This is a genomic window from Archangium lansingense (genome assembly GCF_026626635.1).
Classification (GTDB): Bacteria; Myxococcota; Myxococcia; order Myxococcales; family Myxococcaceae; genus Archangium; species Archangium lansingense.
Genome location: NZ_JAPNKA010000001.1, coordinates 5,201,850 through 5,220,931, shown reverse-complemented (window position 1 = coordinate 5,220,931; position 19,082 = coordinate 5,201,850). Strand labels below are relative to the sequence as shown.

Genomic DNA, 19,082 nt, shown 5'->3' with positions numbered 1-19,082 from the left:
TTCATCTCCTTCCACGAACGTTCTGGGCAAGACGCAGGATGTCGGCCAACACACCGGCGGCTGTGACATCACCGCCTGCGCCAGCGCCACGGACGATGAGGGGGAACTCGCGGTAGCGCTCGGTGAAGAATGACACCATTGCCTCCGCACCTTTCAACCCGGTGGCCGGATGCGACGCGTCCACCGCCACCGGACCCACCTTGACGCGAGGCCCCCCAGGGGCGTTGGGGAGTATCTGGGCGAGGTAGCGCAGGCTCCTACCCGCCTCGCGGTAACGGGCCACCTGAGCGCTCACCTCCGCGTCCAGCGAGCCCAGGGTGCGCAGGAAGGTCTCCGGGTCCTCCTCCCGGAGGTGCTCAGGCGGGACGAGCGGCTCCACGGCCACGTCCTCCAGCTCGAGCTCCAGTCCCAGCTCTCGGGCGAGGATGAGGGCCTTGCGCGCCACGTCCAGGCCCGACAGGTCATCACGCGGATGGGGCTCGGTGTAGCCGTTCGCCCGGGCCGTCCGCACCGCCTGCGAGAGGGGCAAGCCCTTCATCAGCGCATGGCAGATGGCACCGAGCGAGCCGGAGAAGCACCCCTCGATGCGCTCCACCCGGTCCCCCGTGCGCACCAGGTTCTTCAGCGTCTCGATGACCGGGAGACTCGCGCCCACGGTGGTCTCGTAGTGCCAGGTGCGGAAGTGCGCGCGGGTGAGCGAGTGCAGGCCCTCGTACTCCTTCCAGGGACGCGCGAGCGGCTTCTTGTTGGCCCCCACCACGTGGATACCCCGGCGGATGGCCTCCGCGTAGAGCGTCTCCATTCCGTCCGCCGCGGTGCAGTCCACCAGCACCGGCACGGACAGGCGCGACAGCCGATCAAGCAGCGGCCGCACGTCCGGAGGAGACACGGTGCTCGGGGAGACTTCCGCGAGCCTCGCGTGGGCCTCGGCGGGAGGCACGCCCCGGGGCTCGAAGAGCGCGCGGCGGCTGTCCACCAGGGCCACCAGCCGCAGAGATATCCCGTGCCTGGCTCGGAGCGTCTTCGCGTTCTCCTCGAGCTGGGCGAGCAACCGCCCCCCCACCGTCCCCTTCCCCACCAGGAGGACGTTGATCTCCGTCTCATTCAGGTTGAAGGCGCTGTGCACGGTGCGCACCGCTACGGCCGTGTCCTCGGCATCCACGGCGCACGACACGCTGCGCGAGCTAGCCCCTTGCAGGATGGCTCGCACGTTGACGCCCACGTTCCCGAGTGCGTGGAAGAACCGGCCCGCCACGTTCGGCCGGTGGCCCATGGACTCGGCCACCAGGGTGACCAGCGTCACCGGCGCATGGGGCGGAGGAACGCGCACCTCCCGCCGCTCGCACTCTCCTCGCAGCGCGGCCTCGAGCACGGCGTGCGCCCGCTGCGCCTCCTCCTGGCGCACCACCAGGGAGATGGAGGGCGCCAGCGCGGACAGGGTACCTCCCCAGACGGTGATGCGGGCCGCCTCGAGCGCCTGCAACACGCGAGGCCCGAGCGGCTCGCTGAGCGTGGGACGCAGCGACTCGACGTGGAGCAGCGCCAGGCGCTCCAGGCTCGTGACACTGGTGGGCCGGTGGGGATCCGGGTTGCCCTCCGCGTCGATGCGCGTGCCCGGCGCGTCCGGCTCGGTGGTGCCGCGGATGTGCAGCGCAGCCCCGCTCTCGAGCAGCGGAATCATCGTGCGCGGGTGGAACATGCGGGTGCCGAAGTGGGCCAGCTCGAGGGCCTCCGCGTAGGTCATGCGCGGCACGGGGTAGGCGTCACTCACCAGGGCCGGGTCCGCCGTCATGACGCCGGGCACGTCCGTCCACACCGTCACCTGCCGAGCCCCGAGCAGCCACGAGAGCAGCGTGGCGGTGTAGTCGGAGCCATTGCGGCCCAGCGTGGTGGTGCGCCCCTGGTGCGAGCGGGCGATGAAGCCGGTGATGACAGGGACCTTGCCTGCCCATCCGGGGATGAGCGGCGTAAGTCGGGCGCGGCTCGCCTCGATGTCGACCCGGGCCGAGCCCGCCGTCTCGTCGGTGACGAGGAAGGTGCGCGCGTCCACCGCGAGGGCCGGAATGCCCCGGGCCGTCAGGGCCCGCGCGACCAGCTCGGAGGAGATGCGCTCTCCGACGGACAGCACCTCGTCGAGCGTGGCCGGCGTGCACTCCCGGGTCAGCTCCACGCCCGTGAGTAGCCGCTCGATGGGGGCCAGGAGCTGCTCCACCGTCTTCTCGTGCGCGGTGAGGACGGCGCCCTCGAGGACCGTGCTCGCGATGGTCTTGGCGAGGCTCCGAACCCGCGTCAGCTCCGCGCTGCTGCCCGCCGCGTCTCCCCTGGCGGCGGCATTGGCCGCGGAGATGAGCCAGTCCGTGGTATCGCCGAGCGCGGACACCACGACCGCGAGCGGACCTCGAGCCTCGGAGATGAGAGAGAGGACGCGCGGCAACCGTCCGGGCGTGCCGACCGAGGAACCACCGAATTTATAGACACACCAGTCACCACTCTCGGCGCGGTGCGAGGAATTGCTGCTCACGGATGTCTTCCTTTCGGAACTGCGTAGGGCGAGGAACCGCGAGCCCACGGCGGAACGAAAGGCAGACGTCGGAGCGAAGCTCGGAACGCAGCCGTGCCGCGGGCGGTGTCAGGTGGGAAACCCGGGCACCCGCGGCTCTTCAGGGGGAGAGGTCAGCTAGAAACGGCTGGAGTCCAGTCCTCCCGCGAACGCGCGCATGCCCGGGCCACGCATGAGCATGGCCTCCATGGACATCGGCATTCGGGTCACAGGACAGGACACGAGAATCTCCAGACGAATGCCGTGGAGATACAGGCAGTGCGCCACGCTGTCAACCCTGAGCCTGGTTACTTTTGAATCAATGACATCGCTGGAGCGTGGCGGAGGCGTGTCAGCGGCTACGCTGTCCCGATGCCAGAGCATTCCAGCATCCGAGTCCGATTCATCGAGGCCGAGACGGGCCAGCTCATGGGAGAGTCGGAGGTGCCCGCCGAGCAACTCCCCCAGAGCTTCGAGGCGGCTACGTCCATGGACATCGGCGAGTCCTCCTTCGAGGTCGTCTCCGCCGACCCCATGACGGCTCAGGAGTTCCTCCAGACCGGAACCCTGCGGCTCGAGCTGCGAGAGGTGAAGCACGAGATGGTGGATCCACGCGAGCTGCTCTACTCGCTGCCCACCATCTCGAACGAGCTTCCGCCCATCGCGGAGGGCTCGACGAAGCTGGGGAAGTTCGTGCTCGAGCTACGCGAGGACGACTGGCGGCAGGTCGAGCTCGTGACGCTCTCGCTCCAGCCCACCATCGCCACGGTCTTCGCGGCCATCGAGCGGATCTACACCGAGCACCGCAAGAGTTCCGGCTTCGATGAGCTCCACATCCGCAAGGAGATGCCCGCTCCGCTGGAGGGGACCTCGCTCACCCTGGCGGACCTGCGCGGCGCCATGGGCGAGACCGCGAAGTGGCTCGACGGCGTGTCCTTCCGGGGAGTGGCCGGACTGGTCGAGGGGAGCTTCGCCGTGGGGCTGCCCTCGGGGCCCGCGCTGTACGGTCTCCAGCGGGAGGGGCGGATCTCCGTGCTGGGTCTCCATCTCACAGGGGTCAACACAGCCGTCGAGGGGGATGCGCGCCTGCTGGCGGCGCTCGCCTCGAAGCACCAGCTCTGCCTGGTCGACTGGTGCCGGGTGGAACAGGTTCCGGCCTCCGCCGAACGCATCCAGGCCTGGCTGTCCGGCCAGGACTGAACCGCGCTCAGCGAGCACCGCCTCCCTGCTCCTCGCCCCAGAGGAAGGGCAGCTCCAGCTCGATCGCTGCGAAGGGCTCGGCGCGCACGTGAACCAGGCCGGAGTGCGTCACGAGGAGCGAATAACGCGCCCCCTCAAGCCGGAGCACCTCCAGCGTGCGCGCCTCCGGGTCCACGAACCAGACGTGCCGCACGCCCTCGCGCGCGTACACCGGCAGCTTCACGGCCCGATCCAGTGCCCTCGTGGAGGGAGACAGCACCTCGCACACCCAGTCCGGCGCGAGCGTAAAGGCCGCGGTGCGCGGAGGACTGGGCATCCGATCACGCCGCCAGCCGCAAAAATCCGGCACCAGGACGTCGTCACCCAGATGCAGTTCCGGTTCATAGAGGAGGATCCACCCGCCAGGACCTCCCCGCCCCCGGTCGAACGGGCCTATCAGTTCGCCACCCAACCGGGAGGCCGCGACCGTGTGCGGAGCCGCGGGCCGGGGGCTGGCGTACAACTCTCCAGCGATGATCTGCCCCAGGAGATGCTCGGGGAGAGCCTCCAGATCCGCGTAGGTTGCCGGTCTCCGTCCCATTCCTTCCCTATATGCCTCGACGCCCGTCTCCATTTCCATGAGGAGAGGGCATAACACCCCGGTCTGACGTTTCAAGTCACCTCCAGGCACCTCTTCTCTCAGGTTGTGCCCACGGGAAGCGAAGTGCAAGCACCTTTCGCACCGGAGGGCTCCGAGCCCTCCAGGCAGGCCCCTCGCCCCCTCAGGGACCAAGAAACCGGGTTGAACCGTGGCCCATCCTGTCGCATTACAAGTTCCACCATGAGCGATCGCGGCTCCCCCAAGAAGAAGAGCGAAAGCTTCAACAACCCCTTCAAGTCGGCCCTCGCGGACCTCAAGAAGAAGCAGGCCGAGCCGCCCAAGAAGCCCCAGGCGCCTCCCCCGCCCCCCAAGCCCTCCAAGTCCAAGCGCTCCCAGGAGGAGGACGACACGTCCCTCTTCCTCTCCGCCATGGACGGCGTCGAGCAGATCACCCACCGCGGCAGCGAGCCTCCCCCTCCCAACCCCCGCCTCCCCGAAATCATCGACGAGAACGCCGAGGCCCTCGCCGAGCTCGCCGAGCTCGTGGCCGGCCAGGGTGACTTCGATGTCTCCGACTCCAACGAGTACATCGAGGGCGCCGCCCCGGGCATCGACGCGCGCCTGCTGCGCTCGCTGCGCCGCGGCGACTTCTCCCTCCAGGGACGCCTGGACCTGCACGGCATGACCCAGGCCGAGGCCAAGGGGGCCGTGGACCGCTTCCTCACCGAGAGCCGCCGCGCCCATAAGCGCTGTGTGCTCATCGTCCACGGACGCGGCTTGAACTCCCAGGATCAGCTCCCCGTCCTCAAGCAGCGCATCCGGGAGTGGCTCGGCCAGAAGAGCATCGGCAAGACGGTGCTGGCGTTCGCCACGGCACGTCCCCAGGACGGAGGCGCGGGCGCCGTCTACGTGCTGCTCCGCCGGTAGCTGGACGACCGGGCGGCTCTGTGCATACATGCCGCCATGGCACGCGATCTCATTGATCTGCACATCCACGTGGGTAGCTCCGTGGCTCCCCACGTCCTCTGGTCCCTCGCGCACCAGCAGGGTTTCAAGCTCCCCGTCAAGAACTACTTCGACTTCGTCGAGCTCATCACCTCGCGTCCCGGCAAGGTGGGCAGCCTCGAGGACTACCTGAAGATCCTCCACACCTGGACGGAGAAGATTCAAAGCTCGCCCATGGCTGTCGAGCGCTCCGTCTACGAGATCATCGGCAAGGAGTACCGAGGCAGCCGCGTCACGCAGATTGAGCTGCGCTTCAACCCCATGAAGCGCAACCTCAACTCGGAGCTGGACCTGGACCACATCATCCACGCGGCGCTGCGGGGCATGGACCGGGCCATGCTCGAGTACGGCGTGAAGGCCGGCCTCATCTTCTGTCTGGCTCGCGAGTTCGACCACCGGCTCAACAGCATCGTCGTGGACAAGGCCATCAAGTACCGCAGCCGCGGCGTGTATGGCATCGACCTGGCCGGCACGGAGAAGCACGCGCTGGAGCTGGAGCCCACCGTGGTGGCGCAGTACGAGGATCTCTTCGCCCGCGCGCGCAAGGCCGGCCTCAAGTGCACCGTGCACACCGGGGAGACCAAGGGCACCGGCGCCGAGGGCGTCATGGCCGTGGTGGAGAAGCTCAAGCCCCACCGCATCGGCCACGGCATCCGCGCCGCCTACGACGAGTCCGCCATGAAGCTGCTGCGCGAGCGCGACGTGGTGCTCGAGCTGTGCCCCACCTCCAACCTCCACACCCGCGCCGTGGAGGGGCTCGACGAGCTCAAGCACATCATGCGCACCTTCTGGGACCGGGGCGTGAAGTTCACCCTCAACACCGACGGCACCTACCTGCTGGAGACGGACATGCTCCGTGAGGTGCAGCTCGTCGAGAAGAACGGCCTCCTCACCGCCGATCAGGTGGATCAGACGCTCGCCTGGGCGCGCCAGTACTCCTTCATTCCCACGTGAGCACCATGTACCGCCTTGCCCGTGCCCTCCTCTTCCTCTTCTCAGCCGAGCGCGCCCACCGGCTGGGCATGACCCTGCTGCGCTGGTTCGGGCACCTGTCGGGGACATGCCGCGGCATGCGCGCGCGGGTGCTCTCCTCCGTCACCTATGACGCCTCGGTGAAGGTGGCGGGCCTGGAGCTTGCCCACCCGGTGGCACTGGCCGCGGGGCTCGACAAGGAGGCCGAGGCCGTGGACGGACTGCTGGCGCTCGGCTTCTCCGCCGTGGAGGTGGGTACGCTCACCCCCAGGCCCCAGCCGGGCAACCCGAAGCCGCGCCTGTTCCGCATCCCCGAGCACCACGCGCTCATCAACCGCATGGGCTTCAACAACCACGGGGCCGCCAACGCCGCCGAGCACCTCCGGGCACGCTCCTGGCACCCCGCTCCGGTCGGCGTGAACATCGGCAAGAACAAGGACACGCCGCTGGAGCAGGCGGTGGATGACTACGTGGCGTGCGTGGACACGCTGGCCCCTCTCGGGGACTACGTGGTGGTCAACGCCAGCTCGCCCAACACCCCGGGCCTGCGCAAGCTGCAGGAGCCCGAGCAGCTCACCGCGCTCCTGCGGGCCGTGAAGGCGCGGGTGGAGCAGGTGGCTCCGGGCAAGCCGCTCTTCCTGAAGATCGCCCCGGATCTCACCCCCGAGGCGGTGGACGAGGTGGTGGACGTGGTACGCGCGTGCGGGCTGGCGGGGCTCATCGCCACCAACACGACCATCGCCCGCCCCTTCGAGCATCCGGTGGCGAAGGAGGCAGGTGGACTGTCCGGAGCGCCCGTGCGCGAGCCGGCCAACGCCGTCATCCGCCGGGCCTACGCTCGCAGCGGGGGCGCACTGCCCATCATCGGCGTGGGCGGCGTCTTCACCGCCGAGGACGTGTACGAGAAGCTGCGGGCCGGGGCCTCGGTGGTGCAGGTGTACACGGGCTTCATCTACGAGGGCCCTGGCATGGTGCGCCGGTTGCTCGAGGGCCTGGGCCCGCTGCTGGCCCGTGACGGCTTCCGCTCCGTGCAGGAGGCCATCGGCGCGGACCACCGCGTCCCACCGCCCGCCGCCCTGCCCCAGCGCGAGCCCCTGCGCCCCCAGGCCTGAGTGTCACCCGTCCACGCCAAGTCTCGTTTGGACTCGAGTCCCACGTTTCGAGTTCTTTGACACCGATTCTGGATTCTGGGCTCTGGGCTCTGGGCGGCTGGGCTGTCCCGGGGCCGGCCTGAGTGTCAGAGAATTAGAGCAACGCGACCGGGCACGACACGCGGCGGGAAGGAGAAGAGGGGAAAGGGAGCTGAGAAATCCCCCTGCCTCCACCGAGCTGCCGCCTCGCGGAACGCCGCGACGAATACACGGTACTGCTCGCGCAGTTGCTTCAACGCCTGGCGCGAGGAGGCATGCCCCAACGGTCGCTGGCTGCGTTTGAGATGCTCGGGCCGGGTATGCGGGTGCTGAGAGCGCACGGCCCGTGCTCCCATGACAGGCGTGCCCCGCGTTTGGGCCTCAGCTTCCACCTGCTCCACAAGTCCCCGCACCACGCCTTGCCGCTCCTCCACCCCCAGCCCTTCCCAGCACGGCAGTGGCGCCACCTCCAACTCCACCGGCTCGGCCCACTCCTGTGCGTAGCGACCCTGCACCGCTTCCATGCCCTCGCGTCCCCGCTTGCTCCAGCGCTTCGTCCAGTTGAACCACTGGAACAACCGCCGTGCCGGCCCCAGCAATTGGGGCAGGCAGGTAAGGCCCGGCCACTCGGCGCTCCTCTCCACCAGCCCCTCCTTCACTCCATGGGCGAGCACGTAGCGCAGCCTCCCCACCAGCGCCGTGTCGTCCAGCACGGGTTCCGCGGAGTAGCGCCTCTCCCAGAAGCTTCCACTCCAGTCCACCAGCCGTCCTACCTTCTTGGAGAGGTTGGCGCGCAGATACTGCATGAAGTCCGCGAGCGCCGTACCCCGCGCCCACACCAACAGGTGAAAGTGATTGGAGGCGAAGGTAAGGGGCTGTCGCAAAATAAGTGTAATTATTTCACCAGCTGAGCGCTCGCTTGCCGTCTCGGAGAGAGCGAGTAGTTCCATTCCCCGTGAAACCGCTTCTTTCGGATGTTCAGTTGCCCAAAGTCCGCTGCGCTGACGCGAACGCCAAGGGGGTACTCCCTCGTATCCAGGGCAGCCCGAACACACAGTCCCGTGCGTGTCGTGGTGCTGCCGATGAGATTGATGACAACTTGATAGCTCGTTAGCGGTCGGCCTCGCCAGTTGAGCGTGATCTGGGCAAAGAGTCGATGCTCGATCTTGTTCCATTTGCTCGTGCCCGGAGGGTAATGGCTGACGGAGACCTTCAACCCCGTGGCATCTGCAAATTCTTGCAGGCACTTCTTCCATACCCGCGACCGTGCCGAGTTCGAACCCCCAGCATCCGCTACCACCAGAAGCTCTCTTGCATGAGGATATGCATGCCTGCCCATCGTGAGCCACCAACGCCGAAGCGACTGGACTGCGAACTCAGGAGTGTCATGGTCCGTCCCAACGTTGACCCAGCCCTCGTCACGGGCCAAGTCATACACTCCATAGGGAATCGCTTTGCCCTCAGCCATATCCGGAAAATCGTAGGCGTTGACTCTGGGCGCTTGGCCTTGGAGCTGCCACTCCCGACCCGGGGTCTTGAAGTTTCCAATCAACTCCTTCTTCTTCGAGTCGACGGACACCACTGGTTGTCGGCGCCGCTGAAAGGCCTTCGCTTGTCGAGCGATGTAACGAAACTGTGCATTCCTATCTGGATGGCTGCCTCCCTCTTCCTCCTTACGCGGAGCCTGCAAGCTATACCCCGCTTCGTGCAGCATCCGCGCGACGGTGTCGCTACTCACCTCATGCCCTCGCTCTCTCAACTCCGACGCAAGGTGCCTCACGCTCTTCGTCGTCCATTGAAGCGGCGATTGCGGTTCGCCGCGCGTCACCGGCTCGAGCAGCGCCTGGAGGTCACCCAGCAACCTCGCGTCCTTTGCGCTCAGGCGCCTTCTTCCTCCTCCTGGCCGACGCACTCGCGACGTTGAAGCCCTTGAAGGCGGTTGCCGCCGAAGCTCCGCCAGCTCTTTCTTGCCCTTCCAGATGCGACGACCACTGATCCCCGTTGCCCGCTGGAGCGCTGCGGTTCCTCCGCGTCCAAGGCTTTCCACTTCAGCCGCAGCCCACAGGCGGCTGACCCTCTCGTCCATGATGGGGGCCAGGGCCTTGAACTTGGCGCGCAAGGCTTCGAGATCTACTTTCACGCATACAACATGCCCACGAAATGCCTCTTACGCAGCGACCAGCCCCATGGCTGCCTGCCTGGTGGGCTCATTATCACTTTCATTACACTTATTTTGCGACAGCCCCTAAAGGCGTACAGCCGCACGGTGCCGGCGCTCTGCTGGACAGCTCGCGCGAGCACTCCCCCCACCACCTCGTTCACCTCCGCGCTGGGACGCAGCAGCAGCCGTCCCTGGAAGCACCTGGAGGTGACGAAGTAGTAGCCCTCCTCTTGAAACATCCTCAGCGGCCAGCCCATCCCCTTCCCCTCCTACGCTCCGCGACGTCGATGCACCCCGCAGGCCAACCGCAAGTCCTCAGAAACACATGGAGGCCGGTAGTGTCACCCGTCCACGCCTAGTCTCGTTTGGACTCGAGTCCCGCGTTTCGAGTTCTTTGACACCGATTCGGCGACACCGATTCGGCGCACCACGTCACGGTGGAACGACTCCGGACGGCGTTCATGCAGTTGAAGAGGAACGCCGCGCCTGGGGTAGATGGTGTGACGTGGGAGCAGTATGGCGAGCGGCTGGAGGAGAATCTCCGAGAGTTGCACGCACGGCTGCACCGAGGGGCGTATCGAGCGAAGCCCTCGCGCAGAACGTACGTCCCCAAGGCTGACGGGCGGCAGAGACCACTTGGCATCGCCTCACTGGAGGACAAACTCGTCCAGCGGGCGGTGGTCGAGGTGATGAACGCCATCTACGAGGAGGATTTCCTCGGCTTTTCGTACGGGTTCCGGCTCGGGCGAGGCCAGCACGATGCGCTGGATGCGCTCGCGGTCGGCATCACGCGGAAGCGGGTGAACTGGGTGCTCGATGCGGACATCCGTGGATTCTTCGACACCATCGACCACGAGTGGCTGATGAAATTTGTCGAGCACCGGGTAGGGGACCATCGACTGCTGCGCCTCATTCAGAAGTGGTTGACCGCAGGCGTCATGGAGAAAGGGAAGTGGACTGAGAGTAAGGTCGGCTCACCGCAAGGTGCGACGGTGTCGCCGCTGCTGGCGAACATCTACCTGCACTACGTCCTCGACCTGTGGGTCCACCAATGGAGAAAGAGGAAGGCACGCGGAGAAGTCGTGGTCGTGCGCTACGCCGATGACTTCGTGGTGGGCTTTGAGCACGAGGAAGACCGGAGACAATTCCTTGAAGACCTGCGGGAGCGGTTGCGCAAGTTCAAGCTGGAATTGCACTCCGACAAGACGCGACTCATCGAGTTCGGGCGCTACGCGAATGCGGAGCGGCTGAGGCGAGGTGAACGCGGTGCGGCGGAAACCTTCCGCTTTCTCGGGTTGGTCCACATCTGCGGAAAGTCCCGCCGGGGACGCTTCTTGCTGACCCGGCACACGGACTCGAAGCGGATGCGGGGGGCGGCCTCAGCCGGAAACGGCGAAGGGCCGTCCCTACCGCGACCTTCCGCTCTTCTCATCCCACCGCGTGTCGTGCCGGGTCGCGTCGCTCGAGTTCTTTGACACCCGCTCGGCGGCGGGCGCCGCCTCAAGCTCTAACGTCTCCAATCCGCCACCCGTGAGGATTGCGGGTCATCAGGAGACTGCTAGAGACTTGATCCACGTCAGCTCGCGCTGGTTGCCATGGCGCCAACCGCGGGTCCGCACGTTCCCCGTCGTGGGCGTGTTCCGACCCGCGTCGACGTTCTGGCCGCTGTCGCTGAAGCACTGGAGCGCGGAAGCACCCCAGCTCTCCTTGCCGCCCCAACTGAAGAAGCCCGCTTTCCCGCCAGGGGCGTCGTCGACGAGTTGGAGTTCCACCTCGTTCCCGCCGAAATAGGCCATGTACTGACCGGTCAAGTAGTTGACAATCGTGAACTGGTCGTCCGGGCCAGTCAGCTCCCAGACCTGTGCGAGGTTAAAGATGTCCTGTTTCTCGAGGCGGACGGTGTTTCCGTTGGGCGCGAGCACGTAACCCGGGTGCATTGACACGATGCGATAAAGTTTCCTTGCCATTCTGCCTTACCTCCTGATGCGAGTACGCTGCAAAGAACTACCTGATATGAAATTTCTGATTCCCAGCTCGCCAGCAGCTACGCGCCACTCGCCGAGTTTGCGGAATCGAGCTGGTGTTCGGTTTCCCTTCTGAGGGATAGAAACGGGCGTCGGAGATTGTGACCAACTGTTGCCCACAGTCCGTACGCGTTCACGCATCTGGCTAGTTGAGGGACGAGGCCGTAGACGAGCAGGCGAGCAGGCGAGCAGGCGAGCAGGCGAGCAGGCGAGCAGGCGAGCAGGCGAGCAGGCGAGCAGGCGAGCAGGCGAGCAGGCGAGCAGGCGAGCAGGCGAGCATGTGCGCCCGGCCTGGGGAAGGTGTCAAAGGACTCGTCCGACACCTCGTCTCCTACGAATCATCTGACTCGACTTTCGCCATTTTGAGGAGGTGTCAGGCGACAGGAATTTTTGACCCCCCTTACGTCACTAAAACTGACCCCCGCCCAGGGCCCGTTGTCCTACGTCGAGATGCTACGTCGTTCTGCTGCGTGCGTCCGCCGGAGCTCGCCCTCGCTGCTTCTTGAGCGAGGGCGAGCGTAGGCGACTGCCGAGGCTCAGCGCTCGGCTTCAGCTGCGCTGCTGGTGGCCTGCGGCACGCTCCGGCTCAGCAGTCCGGCCTTCTTCTTCTGCCGCAGCCGGTAGCTGTCGCCCTGGATGAGCAGCGTGTGGCTGTGGTGCAGCAGCCGGTCGAGGATGGCCGCGGCCAGCACGTCATCGCCGAAGACGCTGCCCCACTGGGCCAGGTGCGTCTTGCCCACTCCCGGCGGGCCGAAGAGCAGCACGTTCTCCGCCTGGGTGATGAAGTGCCCCGTGGCCAGCTCCCGCACCAGCCGCTGGTCCACCGATGGCTGCGCCTTGAAGTCGAAGTCCTCCAGCGTCTTCACCGCGGGGAAGTGCGCGATGGTGATTCCCATGCTTATCCGCTTGCGCTGCTTGGCCCCGACCTCCTCGCGCAGTAGCGCGTCGATGAAGTCCAGGTAGGTGGGCTCGGTGCGCGCCGCCTCCGCCAGCAGCGACTCCAGCCGCTCGGCCAGGTGTCCCAGACGCAGCCGCTCCAGGTGCTCGAGCACTCGCGCATGGATGAACTCGTGGCTCATGCTGCACCTCGCTTCTCGGCCTGCTCCACCACGGCGGCGTAGTCCTCCAACGAGCGCCCGAGCACGGCCAGCTTGGAGCTGCCCTCCGCGGGCTCCACGGCGCGCGGCCGCCACAGGCCCTCCCAGTGCGCCGCGTCGACGATGCGGGCGTGCGGCTCCTTGCCGCGTGCGTGGGTGGCCACCAGCTTGCCCGCGTGGAAGATGCGTACCTCCTGCTCGCCCACCTGTACCTCGACGCTCTCTCGTACCAGCCGGTGCGGCACGCTGTAGCGCACCGTGTCCACGTCCACGAGCGCGTCGCTGGCTCTGGAGGGTGTCCTCTGGAGGGTGTCCTCTGGAGGGTATCAAAGAACTCGAGCCCGGCTCGAGTCCCTCATTTCGAGTCCTTTGACACCGTCTCCGGACACCATCTCCGGGGCTCGAGTCCCTCATTTCGAGTCCTTTGACACCGTCTCCGAGCTCACCCGTGTGCCGCTGCGTTCGCCCCTGAGGTCGTCCTAAGCGCCCGGACATGAATGTTGTACACCTCCGGCGTGAGGCTCCTGCTGCGCTACCTCGCAGGGGGCGGGGCAGGTAGACAGAATTGATGTCCGGGCGCTTAGGGCCCCCGCAGCGGGACCGCCGGCCCCATCCAGAGGATGGAGTCGAACGGGCGGATGCGGTCGGTCACCCGGTGCCCGGGCTCCTCGGTATGAAGGAGCATTCCGTCCGCGGTGACCTCGAGCAGCGTCGCGGTGTAGTACCGCAACCAGGCGTCGTACGCGCAGACGAGCATCACCCGCCCCACGTAGGGCGCGAGGTTGTCGCGGCAGAGGGTGGGCCCTCTCGTGAACACGGGGTCTGCGCGGTAGTGCGAGGCAGGGAGCGTGGGGGCCTGGTATCGCTCCAGGGGCCCCCACTCCGCGCGACGCGCCTTCGCCTGCTCCGCCGTCTCACCCTCGGGCACGTGGATGCGGTGCTCGGCGAACGGGGCCGCCTGCACAGGAGCGCCCGCGACGGAATGGGAGGGCCAGTCCTCCAGCCGCGTGTGCCGGGTCCCCACCGCCCAGCGCCAGGGCCAGGCATGGCGCTCCTCCACCGCGAACATCAACCGCGGCGCGAGCTGCTCCCGCACCTCAGGCGGACAAACCACCGTGCCGTCTGGAAGCACGCGGGTGAAGGCCCACCCTTGTTTCGTGGGAAGGCCCTGCGCGCGGCCCTCCGGGCAGGGGTTCCATGATTCAGGCGGAGGTGCATGGCCCGGCTCCCTGGCGAACGAATGGTGCGCACGCAGGTGTCCGTCCGACACGTCCCAGAATGCGATCTCCTCGTCCCCCAGACCCACGAGCGTGTTGTCCGCGCCCCACACCAGGCCCACGACGCGGCCGACGTTCTCGATGCGCCGAAGCAGCCTGGGGGCGGCGCCCAGTTCCCACACCATGATTCGCCGCTCATCCAGACACGCCCCCATGGAGCCATCGGGCGACCAGGCCCAGCACTGGAGGTCGGGGTTTCGCGTTCCAGCGAACCAGTAGGACTCCATCTTCAGGTGGAACCGGAACCGCCCCTCGTCGAAGACGAAGACCGCGGGGTGCTCATGGTCGAGGGGCGGCAGGAGCGGGTCGTCGTCGTCGGGGTGGCTCCCCAGGTTGCTGATCACGGCCAGCCGGCGGCCATCCTGGGACCAGACGAACCCTTCGGCCTCGAGGTCGCACGGAGCGAGCTGCTCGCTGAGCTCCGCCACCGGCTGGCCGGTGCGTCCGTCGGCGAGCACGGGCCGCTTGCGCCCATGGGCCAGGAACGCACCATCCGGTGAGAAGGCCAGGGGGAATGTCACGTCCTCGGAGGCGAACTGGAGGTTGCCACTCTGGACATCGGTGACGGAGACAAAGTCGTAATAGTCGTCCCGGACCGAGTCCCGCTCCCACCAGTCGCACGAGTCCTTGCAATGACCGAAGACCCGTGAGCCATCGGGGCTCCAGCGGACCCACGTGAGGGGGTAGGTCTTCGAGTGCTCGCCCCCGAGCCGGGCCGGGCACCAGCGCACCCCTTCACTGTCCTCGCGGACGGCCTGCCCGTCCTTGAAGGGAACGATGCACCCGCGCGCATGGTCCGGCCCGCGCGTGGAGATGAACAGGGCCTTCTCATCGGGAGACCAGCACCAGGCGGGCGGGTGGCCCTGGTTGACCACGTGCTCCGGATTGATGACGCTCCACGGAGGTGGAGAACCCCAACGCCGCGTGACGTCGACGGTGAACGAAGGCCGGGTGCCCGCGAAGGCCCGCATCACGCCGACGATGGCGTAATCGAAGGTGACCCCGAGCCACGATCCCGAAGGCGACCACTGGAGGGTGGAGCTTTCCCTCCAGCCACCGACGTTCCCCTCGAAGGCGACCGCGTCGACCACACAGCCCATCGCCAGCTCCCAGATGCGCAGGACGCCATTCAGGGACGACTTGCCCTCGTCGCGTTGGCTGGCGATGGCCAGATAACGGCCGCAGGGGCTGAGCGAGAAGGCACGCAGCGGGCCCGCGTAGCGCGGGGTCTCCACGAGCCGCGCGCCCGCCCCCAGGACCTTCTCGGAGACCCGCCGGTGGAGCTCCGTGACGCCCCGCTCGCGTTCGAGCCGGAGCAGCCGCTCGCGCAGGAGCGGAAGGTCCCTGTCAGCCACGAAGTTTCCGAAGTCGGACTGCGCCACCAGCAGCGCCAGCTCTTCGTCGGAACTGCGGACCAGGAGAGAGAGGTTCGCGAAATGCCCGGGCATGCGTCTGGAATCGGCCTTTCTTGCAACGAGGCTACAACTACCACCCCATGCATCCAAGTCTCCCCCGGGGGCCCCGAGCGGCTCCTCCCCCCCGAAGTGGGAGCCTCAGGGCTCCACGAGCAGGGTCCACACGGTGCCGGTGCCGGTGGCCGCCGCGGTGACGGCCTGGGCCGCGTCGGTACGGCTCAGGTAGTCCCCCTTCCACGACTTGAGCTGGATCTCCACGCCACAATAGGGGAAGGCCGCCGGAGCGGTCGTGGTGGTGGGGGTCTGGGCGAGCGTGTTGGCCAGCAGGACGGAAGCGATGGAAACGAGCATCATGGGCAATGCCTCACATCAAGGGTTGATCTTGGAACGCCCGTGTCAGAGGAGAGGCAGGGTGAAGGAGAGGGGGCTCGAGTCCCTCATTTCGAGTCCTTTGACACCGTCTCCGCTCGGGCCTGTGGATAGCTGACAGAGCCGATTCGCGCAGCAGCCCCGGCACAGGACCCCGGCCAGGGGCTACTCGAGCGCCTTCAAGAGGGCGTCCCGCTCGTTGACGAGCTTCTTGGAGTTGATGGCCTTGCGAATCAGTTGCGCGGCCTCGGAACGAACGGCGGCGTCCCCCAACCGGGGGAGCCAGCGGGCGCGGAGTTCCTCGAGCTGCTGCCTCTGGGTGCGTTCCTTCGAGCGGAGCCACTCCTCCAGTTCCGTGAGGGTGGGCGGCCTGAGAACCAGGAGCCGCTCGGCCTCGGCGGCCTCCTCCGGTTTCAGGGTGTACCGGCGCCCGGCCCACTCCTCGGGGAGCGGACCCCAGCGCTCGGCCAGCATGCGGAGGCCGACTCGGACGTCATCCAGGGTGTCCTCCCACCTGGGACCGGGAGTCACTCACCAGGTGACGAGCCACCGCCGCAGGGCCTCGTACCCGTCGGACTCGTCATGGACCACCCCACCCAGCTCCGCCCTTCCCCACACGTCGAAGTGGTGGTTGTGAGAGAAGACAGCGCTCTCGACGTACGCGTCGCCAAAGACGTACGTGCCGTACGGCTCGTCCTCACCGAACAGACGGCGCACGCGGAGCTCTCCGAGGACAACGAGGTAGCCGCTCGTGTAGAGCGTCTGCGCGACGAGATTGCCGCGGACAAAGACGAGTCCGCCCAGGTTCTCGAGCCATCCGTCGACGATGAGATCACCTTCGATGAAGGTCGAGCCTCGGGGGTTTTCCAGGGCCAGTGACGGGACACGCCCGCCCGTGAACACCCCGGCCCCACTCCTGTTGGAACCGTACGCGAGGACCTGGGGATCCACGTCCATGCCCATCCGGGAGCCCCGGGTCCGGAATCCGCTGTAGGGGTGCAGATAGGTGGCGGCCTGGTCAGGCGGCAACCAGCGTTGCAAGGGGAGCATGGGGCCACCTCTTAGCCGAGATCTCCGCTCTCCGGATTCGAAGCGCTCGAACGCTTCCCTGCGCTCCGCCAGGCAGAGCGCCCCCGCGTGCCATCCGTAAGTCCTCGGAATGACTTGAAGACCGGGGCTGACTCGGGGGGACACACGAGCGACCGATGATTTTCGGTGGGTCCGGGAGTCTAAGCGTCGAACCCATTTCTCGGAGGGATGACATGGCTCTCAAGCGAAGCTCGAAGATATTTCCTCACTTCTGGTACGCGAAAGAGGCGGAGGCGGCGGCTGCGTTCTACGCGTCGATCTTCCCCGACTCGCGCGTCGACCGAGTGACCACGCTGCAGAGCGAGACGCCAAGCGGACCCGCGGGCACGGTGAAAGTCGTGGACTTCACGCTGTTCGGCCAGCCGTTTCAAGCGATCAGCGCGGGGCCACTCGACCCGTTCAACCATGCCATCTCGATGGTGGTCGTTTGCGACGATCAGAAGGAGCTCGACCGCTACTGGGATGCGCTGCTGCAGGGGGGCAAGCCGGAGGCGTGCGGCTGGCTGCGAGACAAGTACGGCGTCTGCTGGCAGATCGTTCCGGCGGTGATGGACGAGATGATGGCGGACAAGGATCCCGTTCGCTCCAAGCGCGTCACCGACGTGATGTTGAAGATGATCAAGCTCGACATCGCAAAGCTGCAGGCCGCGTACGACGGGAAGAGCTAGGCGTCCTATCGGACGAACACGGGCGCAAACACGGCAACGGAGTACGGCACCGCGACCGTTCCGGAGGCTCGAATGCGGACGAGGAAATGGCCGCCGTGCTCGGCGCGAAGGAGGCGCACCTCGCCCGGCTTGTGCTGGGCGAGGTCACCGGGCCGGTTCAGCGGGAGCGGATGGCCCTTTTCATCGAGGAGCTCGACGTCGAGCGGCCCCAGCGATGCATCCCAGCGCACGACCACCCCCGCCTGGTAGCAGCAGTCCCCATAGGCGTGAATCCAGTCCGCATCTCCGGGGCACGCCACACTCCCCGTGAGCTGCAGAGGGCGCGGGGGATCGCTGAAGACGTGGGAGACGGCCCCGGCGGCCAGCGCTTGTTCCAGTGTGTCGTCGTCCTCCCGTTCATCATCGGTACAGCCCGAGCCGGTAGATGGCTCGCCCCCCGCCAAGGCCCCCGCCTCCAGACCGCCGTCACCCACCTCCACCACAGCGCTCGCAACACCCGGGGCTTGTCCTGAGGCCGTGCCATCCCGTGGCTCGCTCCGCTCCCCACCGGCCGAACGGCAGGCCCCCATCCCCCATAGCGAGCTCAGCATCACCACAAGGCACAGGGACTCCCTCGAGCGGAGGCGGAACCGGGGCCGGAAGGCGAGAGCCCGCCGCCCGTAGCGAGGGAGCGGCAGGAACCGAAGGAGGAACGAACGGAGCCACTGAACCAAGCCGGCCTGCTGTGCAGCACCTTCGCGCTGAATGGCTTCGAGTGCTGCTGGAGCGGGGAGTTGAGTGGGTCTGGTGCTCACGAGGTGCCAACCTCTCATTCATCCTTGCGTATGCAACCAGTTTTATTACTCCCCCAGGTTGCGGGTCGAGAAGACGTCGTCGGCGATGGCCTCGTTCACCTTCCAGCTCTTGCGGACAAGCCGGGTCCAGTTGCCCCCTGTGTTGTCGACCATCTTGAGCTCGGTCGGGCTGCAGACGTTTCCCTCGCAGGTGTACTGGGAGCGGGTCTCGGTCTTGATGTTCGTGCCCGCCGCATTGAAGTACTGGAGCTCGCTCGGCAAGGTCCTGTCCTTGTTCACCATGAACGTGATCTTCGAGTACGTCGGCGTGAGGCCGGCCTTGGGCGTGGCGATGAGCTTCCACTGCGTGGGCGTTTCCGAGGCGATCTGGGCGGTGTAGGAGCCGCTGTACGACGCCGTGGCCATGTCGTCCAAGCTGTAGGCGAGGCCGAGGAAGCCCTGATCGCTGGTGTGGCTGGCAATGCGCCGGACCTTCTTGAAGGCGGGCAGGTAGACGTACATCTGCGTCGGAGAGATGATCAGGGCCCGGGTCCCCTTCATGTCCGCGGGAGCGAGGAACTCACTGAGTCTTTTGCTTCCCTTGCATTGGACCCTCATCCCCAGCTTCCGCTCCGCCTTACCGGGCTCCTGGTTGGTGCCCTCGTATTCGAAGGTCAAGGTCTTGGCGCGGTTCATGGCCGCGTCCATGGCGGCGAGCACCTTGTCACCCGCCGCATCAGCGCGGGCCGTGCCGCTCACGATGAGGCTCACAGCGACAAGCCT

Annotated in this window: 18 protein-coding genes and 1 pseudogene; 6 read left to right on the top strand and 13 right to left on the bottom strand. The window is 66.8% G+C overall.

The window, feature by feature from the left end:
- Position 1: 1 nt before the first annotated feature.
- The gene (gene thrA, locus OV287_RS21430; RefSeq protein WP_267535898.1) at positions 2–2,521 is read right to left on the bottom strand and encodes a bifunctional aspartate kinase/homoserine dehydrogenase I; all 2,520 of its coding nucleotides are present in this window, start codon (positions 2,519–2,521) and stop codon (positions 2–4) included.
- Between the two features lie 390 nt (positions 2,522–2,911).
- Here thrA and OV287_RS21425 point away from each other — a divergent pair, with 390 nt between their 5' ends.
- Positions 2,912–3,739: a hypothetical protein gene (locus tag OV287_RS21425; protein ID WP_267535897.1), complete on the top strand. Its 828-nt coding sequence runs from the start codon at positions 2,912–2,914 to the stop codon at positions 3,737–3,739.
- A 7-nt stretch (positions 3,740–3,746) separates the two neighbouring features.
- Here OV287_RS21425 and OV287_RS21420 read toward each other — a convergent pair whose 3' ends face one another.
- Positions 3,747–4,319, bottom strand: coding sequence for a Uma2 family endonuclease (locus OV287_RS21420; protein ID WP_267535896.1), 573 nt, complete (start codon positions 4,317–4,319; stop codon positions 3,747–3,749).
- Between the two features lie 240 nt (positions 4,320–4,559).
- Between OV287_RS21420 and OV287_RS21415 the strand changes: the two genes are divergently transcribed.
- The 3 genes from OV287_RS21415 to OV287_RS21405 are packed head-to-tail and all read left to right on the top strand — an operon-like array spanning position 4,560 to position 7,408.
- The gene (locus OV287_RS21415; RefSeq protein WP_267535895.1) at positions 4,560–5,246 is read left to right on the top strand and encodes a Smr/MutS family protein; all 687 of its coding nucleotides are present in this window, start codon (positions 4,560–4,562) and stop codon (positions 5,244–5,246) included.
- A 36-nt stretch (positions 5,247–5,282) separates the two neighbouring features.
- Positions 5,283–6,278, top strand: coding sequence for an amidohydrolase family protein (locus tag OV287_RS21410; protein ID WP_267535894.1), 996 nt, complete (start codon positions 5,283–5,285; stop codon positions 6,276–6,278).
- 5 nt (positions 6,279–6,283) lie between these two features.
- Entirely contained in the window at positions 6,284–7,408 is a 1,125-nt protein-coding gene (locus OV287_RS21405) for a quinone-dependent dihydroorotate dehydrogenase (protein WP_267535893.1), read from the top strand.
- A gap of 125 nt (positions 7,409–7,533) precedes the next feature.
- On the opposite strand, the gene OV287_RS21400 is transcribed toward OV287_RS21405, so the two are convergent.
- Both OV287_RS21400 and OV287_RS21395 read right to left on the bottom strand, forming a co-directional pair.
- The gene (locus OV287_RS21400; protein WP_267535892.1) at positions 7,534–8,376 is read right to left on the bottom strand and encodes a hypothetical protein; all 843 of its coding nucleotides are present in this window, start codon (positions 8,374–8,376) and stop codon (positions 7,534–7,536) included.
- Entirely contained in the window at positions 8,322–9,512 is a 1,191-nt protein-coding gene (locus OV287_RS21395) for an ISAzo13 family transposase (RefSeq protein ID WP_267542308.1), read from the bottom strand. Before OV287_RS21395 ends, OV287_RS21400 begins: the two co-directional genes overlap by 55 nt.
- Positions 9,513–10,024: 512 nt before the next feature.
- Here OV287_RS21395 and ltrA point away from each other — a divergent pair.
- Complete coding sequence (gene ltrA / locus OV287_RS21390; RefSeq protein WP_373371838.1) at positions 10,025–11,062, top strand: group II intron reverse transcriptase/maturase; 1,038 nt, start codon at positions 10,025–10,027, stop codon at positions 11,060–11,062.
- A gap of 72 nt (positions 11,063–11,134) precedes the next feature.
- Here ltrA and OV287_RS21385 read toward each other — a convergent pair whose 3' ends face one another.
- From OV287_RS21385 to OV287_RS21355, 7 genes and pseudogenes are all read right to left on the bottom strand, one after another.
- Positions 11,135–11,554 carry a hypothetical protein gene (locus OV287_RS21385; RefSeq protein WP_267535891.1) on the bottom strand — a complete coding sequence of 140 codons (420 nt, stop codon included), beginning with the start codon at positions 11,552–11,554 and terminating at the stop codon, positions 11,135–11,137.
- 593 nt (positions 11,555–12,147) lie between these two features.
- Positions 12,148–12,690 carry an ATP-binding protein gene (locus OV287_RS21380; RefSeq protein WP_267535890.1) on the bottom strand — a complete coding sequence of 181 codons (543 nt, stop codon included), beginning with the start codon at positions 12,688–12,690 and terminating at the stop codon, positions 12,148–12,150.
- A pseudogene (locus tag OV287_RS21375) lies at positions 12,687–13,004 on the bottom strand (Mu transposase domain-containing protein); the annotation flags it as partial. The pseudogene OV287_RS21375 and the gene OV287_RS21380, both read right to left, overlap by 4 nt.
- A gap of 284 nt (positions 13,005–13,288) precedes the next feature.
- Positions 13,289–15,433 carry a WD40 repeat domain-containing protein gene (locus OV287_RS21370; protein WP_267535889.1) on the bottom strand — a complete coding sequence of 715 codons (2,145 nt, stop codon included), beginning with the start codon at positions 15,431–15,433 and terminating at the stop codon, positions 13,289–13,291.
- Positions 15,434–15,538: 105 nt separating this feature from the next.
- Positions 15,539–15,754, bottom strand: coding sequence for a hypothetical protein (locus OV287_RS21365; protein ID WP_267535888.1), 216 nt, complete (start codon positions 15,752–15,754; stop codon positions 15,539–15,541).
- A 180-nt stretch (positions 15,755–15,934) separates the two neighbouring features.
- On the bottom strand, positions 15,935–16,243 hold the full coding sequence (locus OV287_RS21360) for a hypothetical protein (protein ID WP_267535887.1): 309 nt from the start codon (positions 16,241–16,243) through the stop codon (positions 15,935–15,937).
- A 57-nt stretch (positions 16,244–16,300) separates the two neighbouring features.
- Positions 16,301–16,819, bottom strand: a complete 519-nt coding sequence (locus OV287_RS21355) for a hypothetical protein (protein ID WP_267535886.1) — start codon at positions 16,817–16,819, stop codon at positions 16,301–16,303.
- Between the two features lie 212 nt (positions 16,820–17,031).
- Between OV287_RS21355 and OV287_RS21350 the strand changes: the two genes are divergently transcribed.
- The gene (locus tag OV287_RS21350; protein WP_267535885.1) at positions 17,032–17,526 is read left to right on the top strand and encodes a VOC family protein; all 495 of its coding nucleotides are present in this window, start codon (positions 17,032–17,034) and stop codon (positions 17,524–17,526) included.
- 5 nt (positions 17,527–17,531) lie between these two features.
- On the opposite strand, the gene OV287_RS21345 is transcribed toward OV287_RS21350, so the two are convergent.
- Positions 17,532–17,969: a hypothetical protein gene (locus OV287_RS21345; RefSeq protein WP_267535884.1), complete on the bottom strand. Its 438-nt coding sequence runs from the start codon at positions 17,967–17,969 to the stop codon at positions 17,532–17,534.
- Positions 17,970–18,365: 396 nt separating this feature from the next.
- Positions 18,366–19,070, bottom strand: a complete 705-nt coding sequence (locus OV287_RS21340) for an outer membrane lipoprotein-sorting protein (RefSeq protein ID WP_267535883.1) — start codon at positions 19,068–19,070, stop codon at positions 18,366–18,368.
- Positions 19,071–19,082 lie beyond the last annotated feature (12 nt).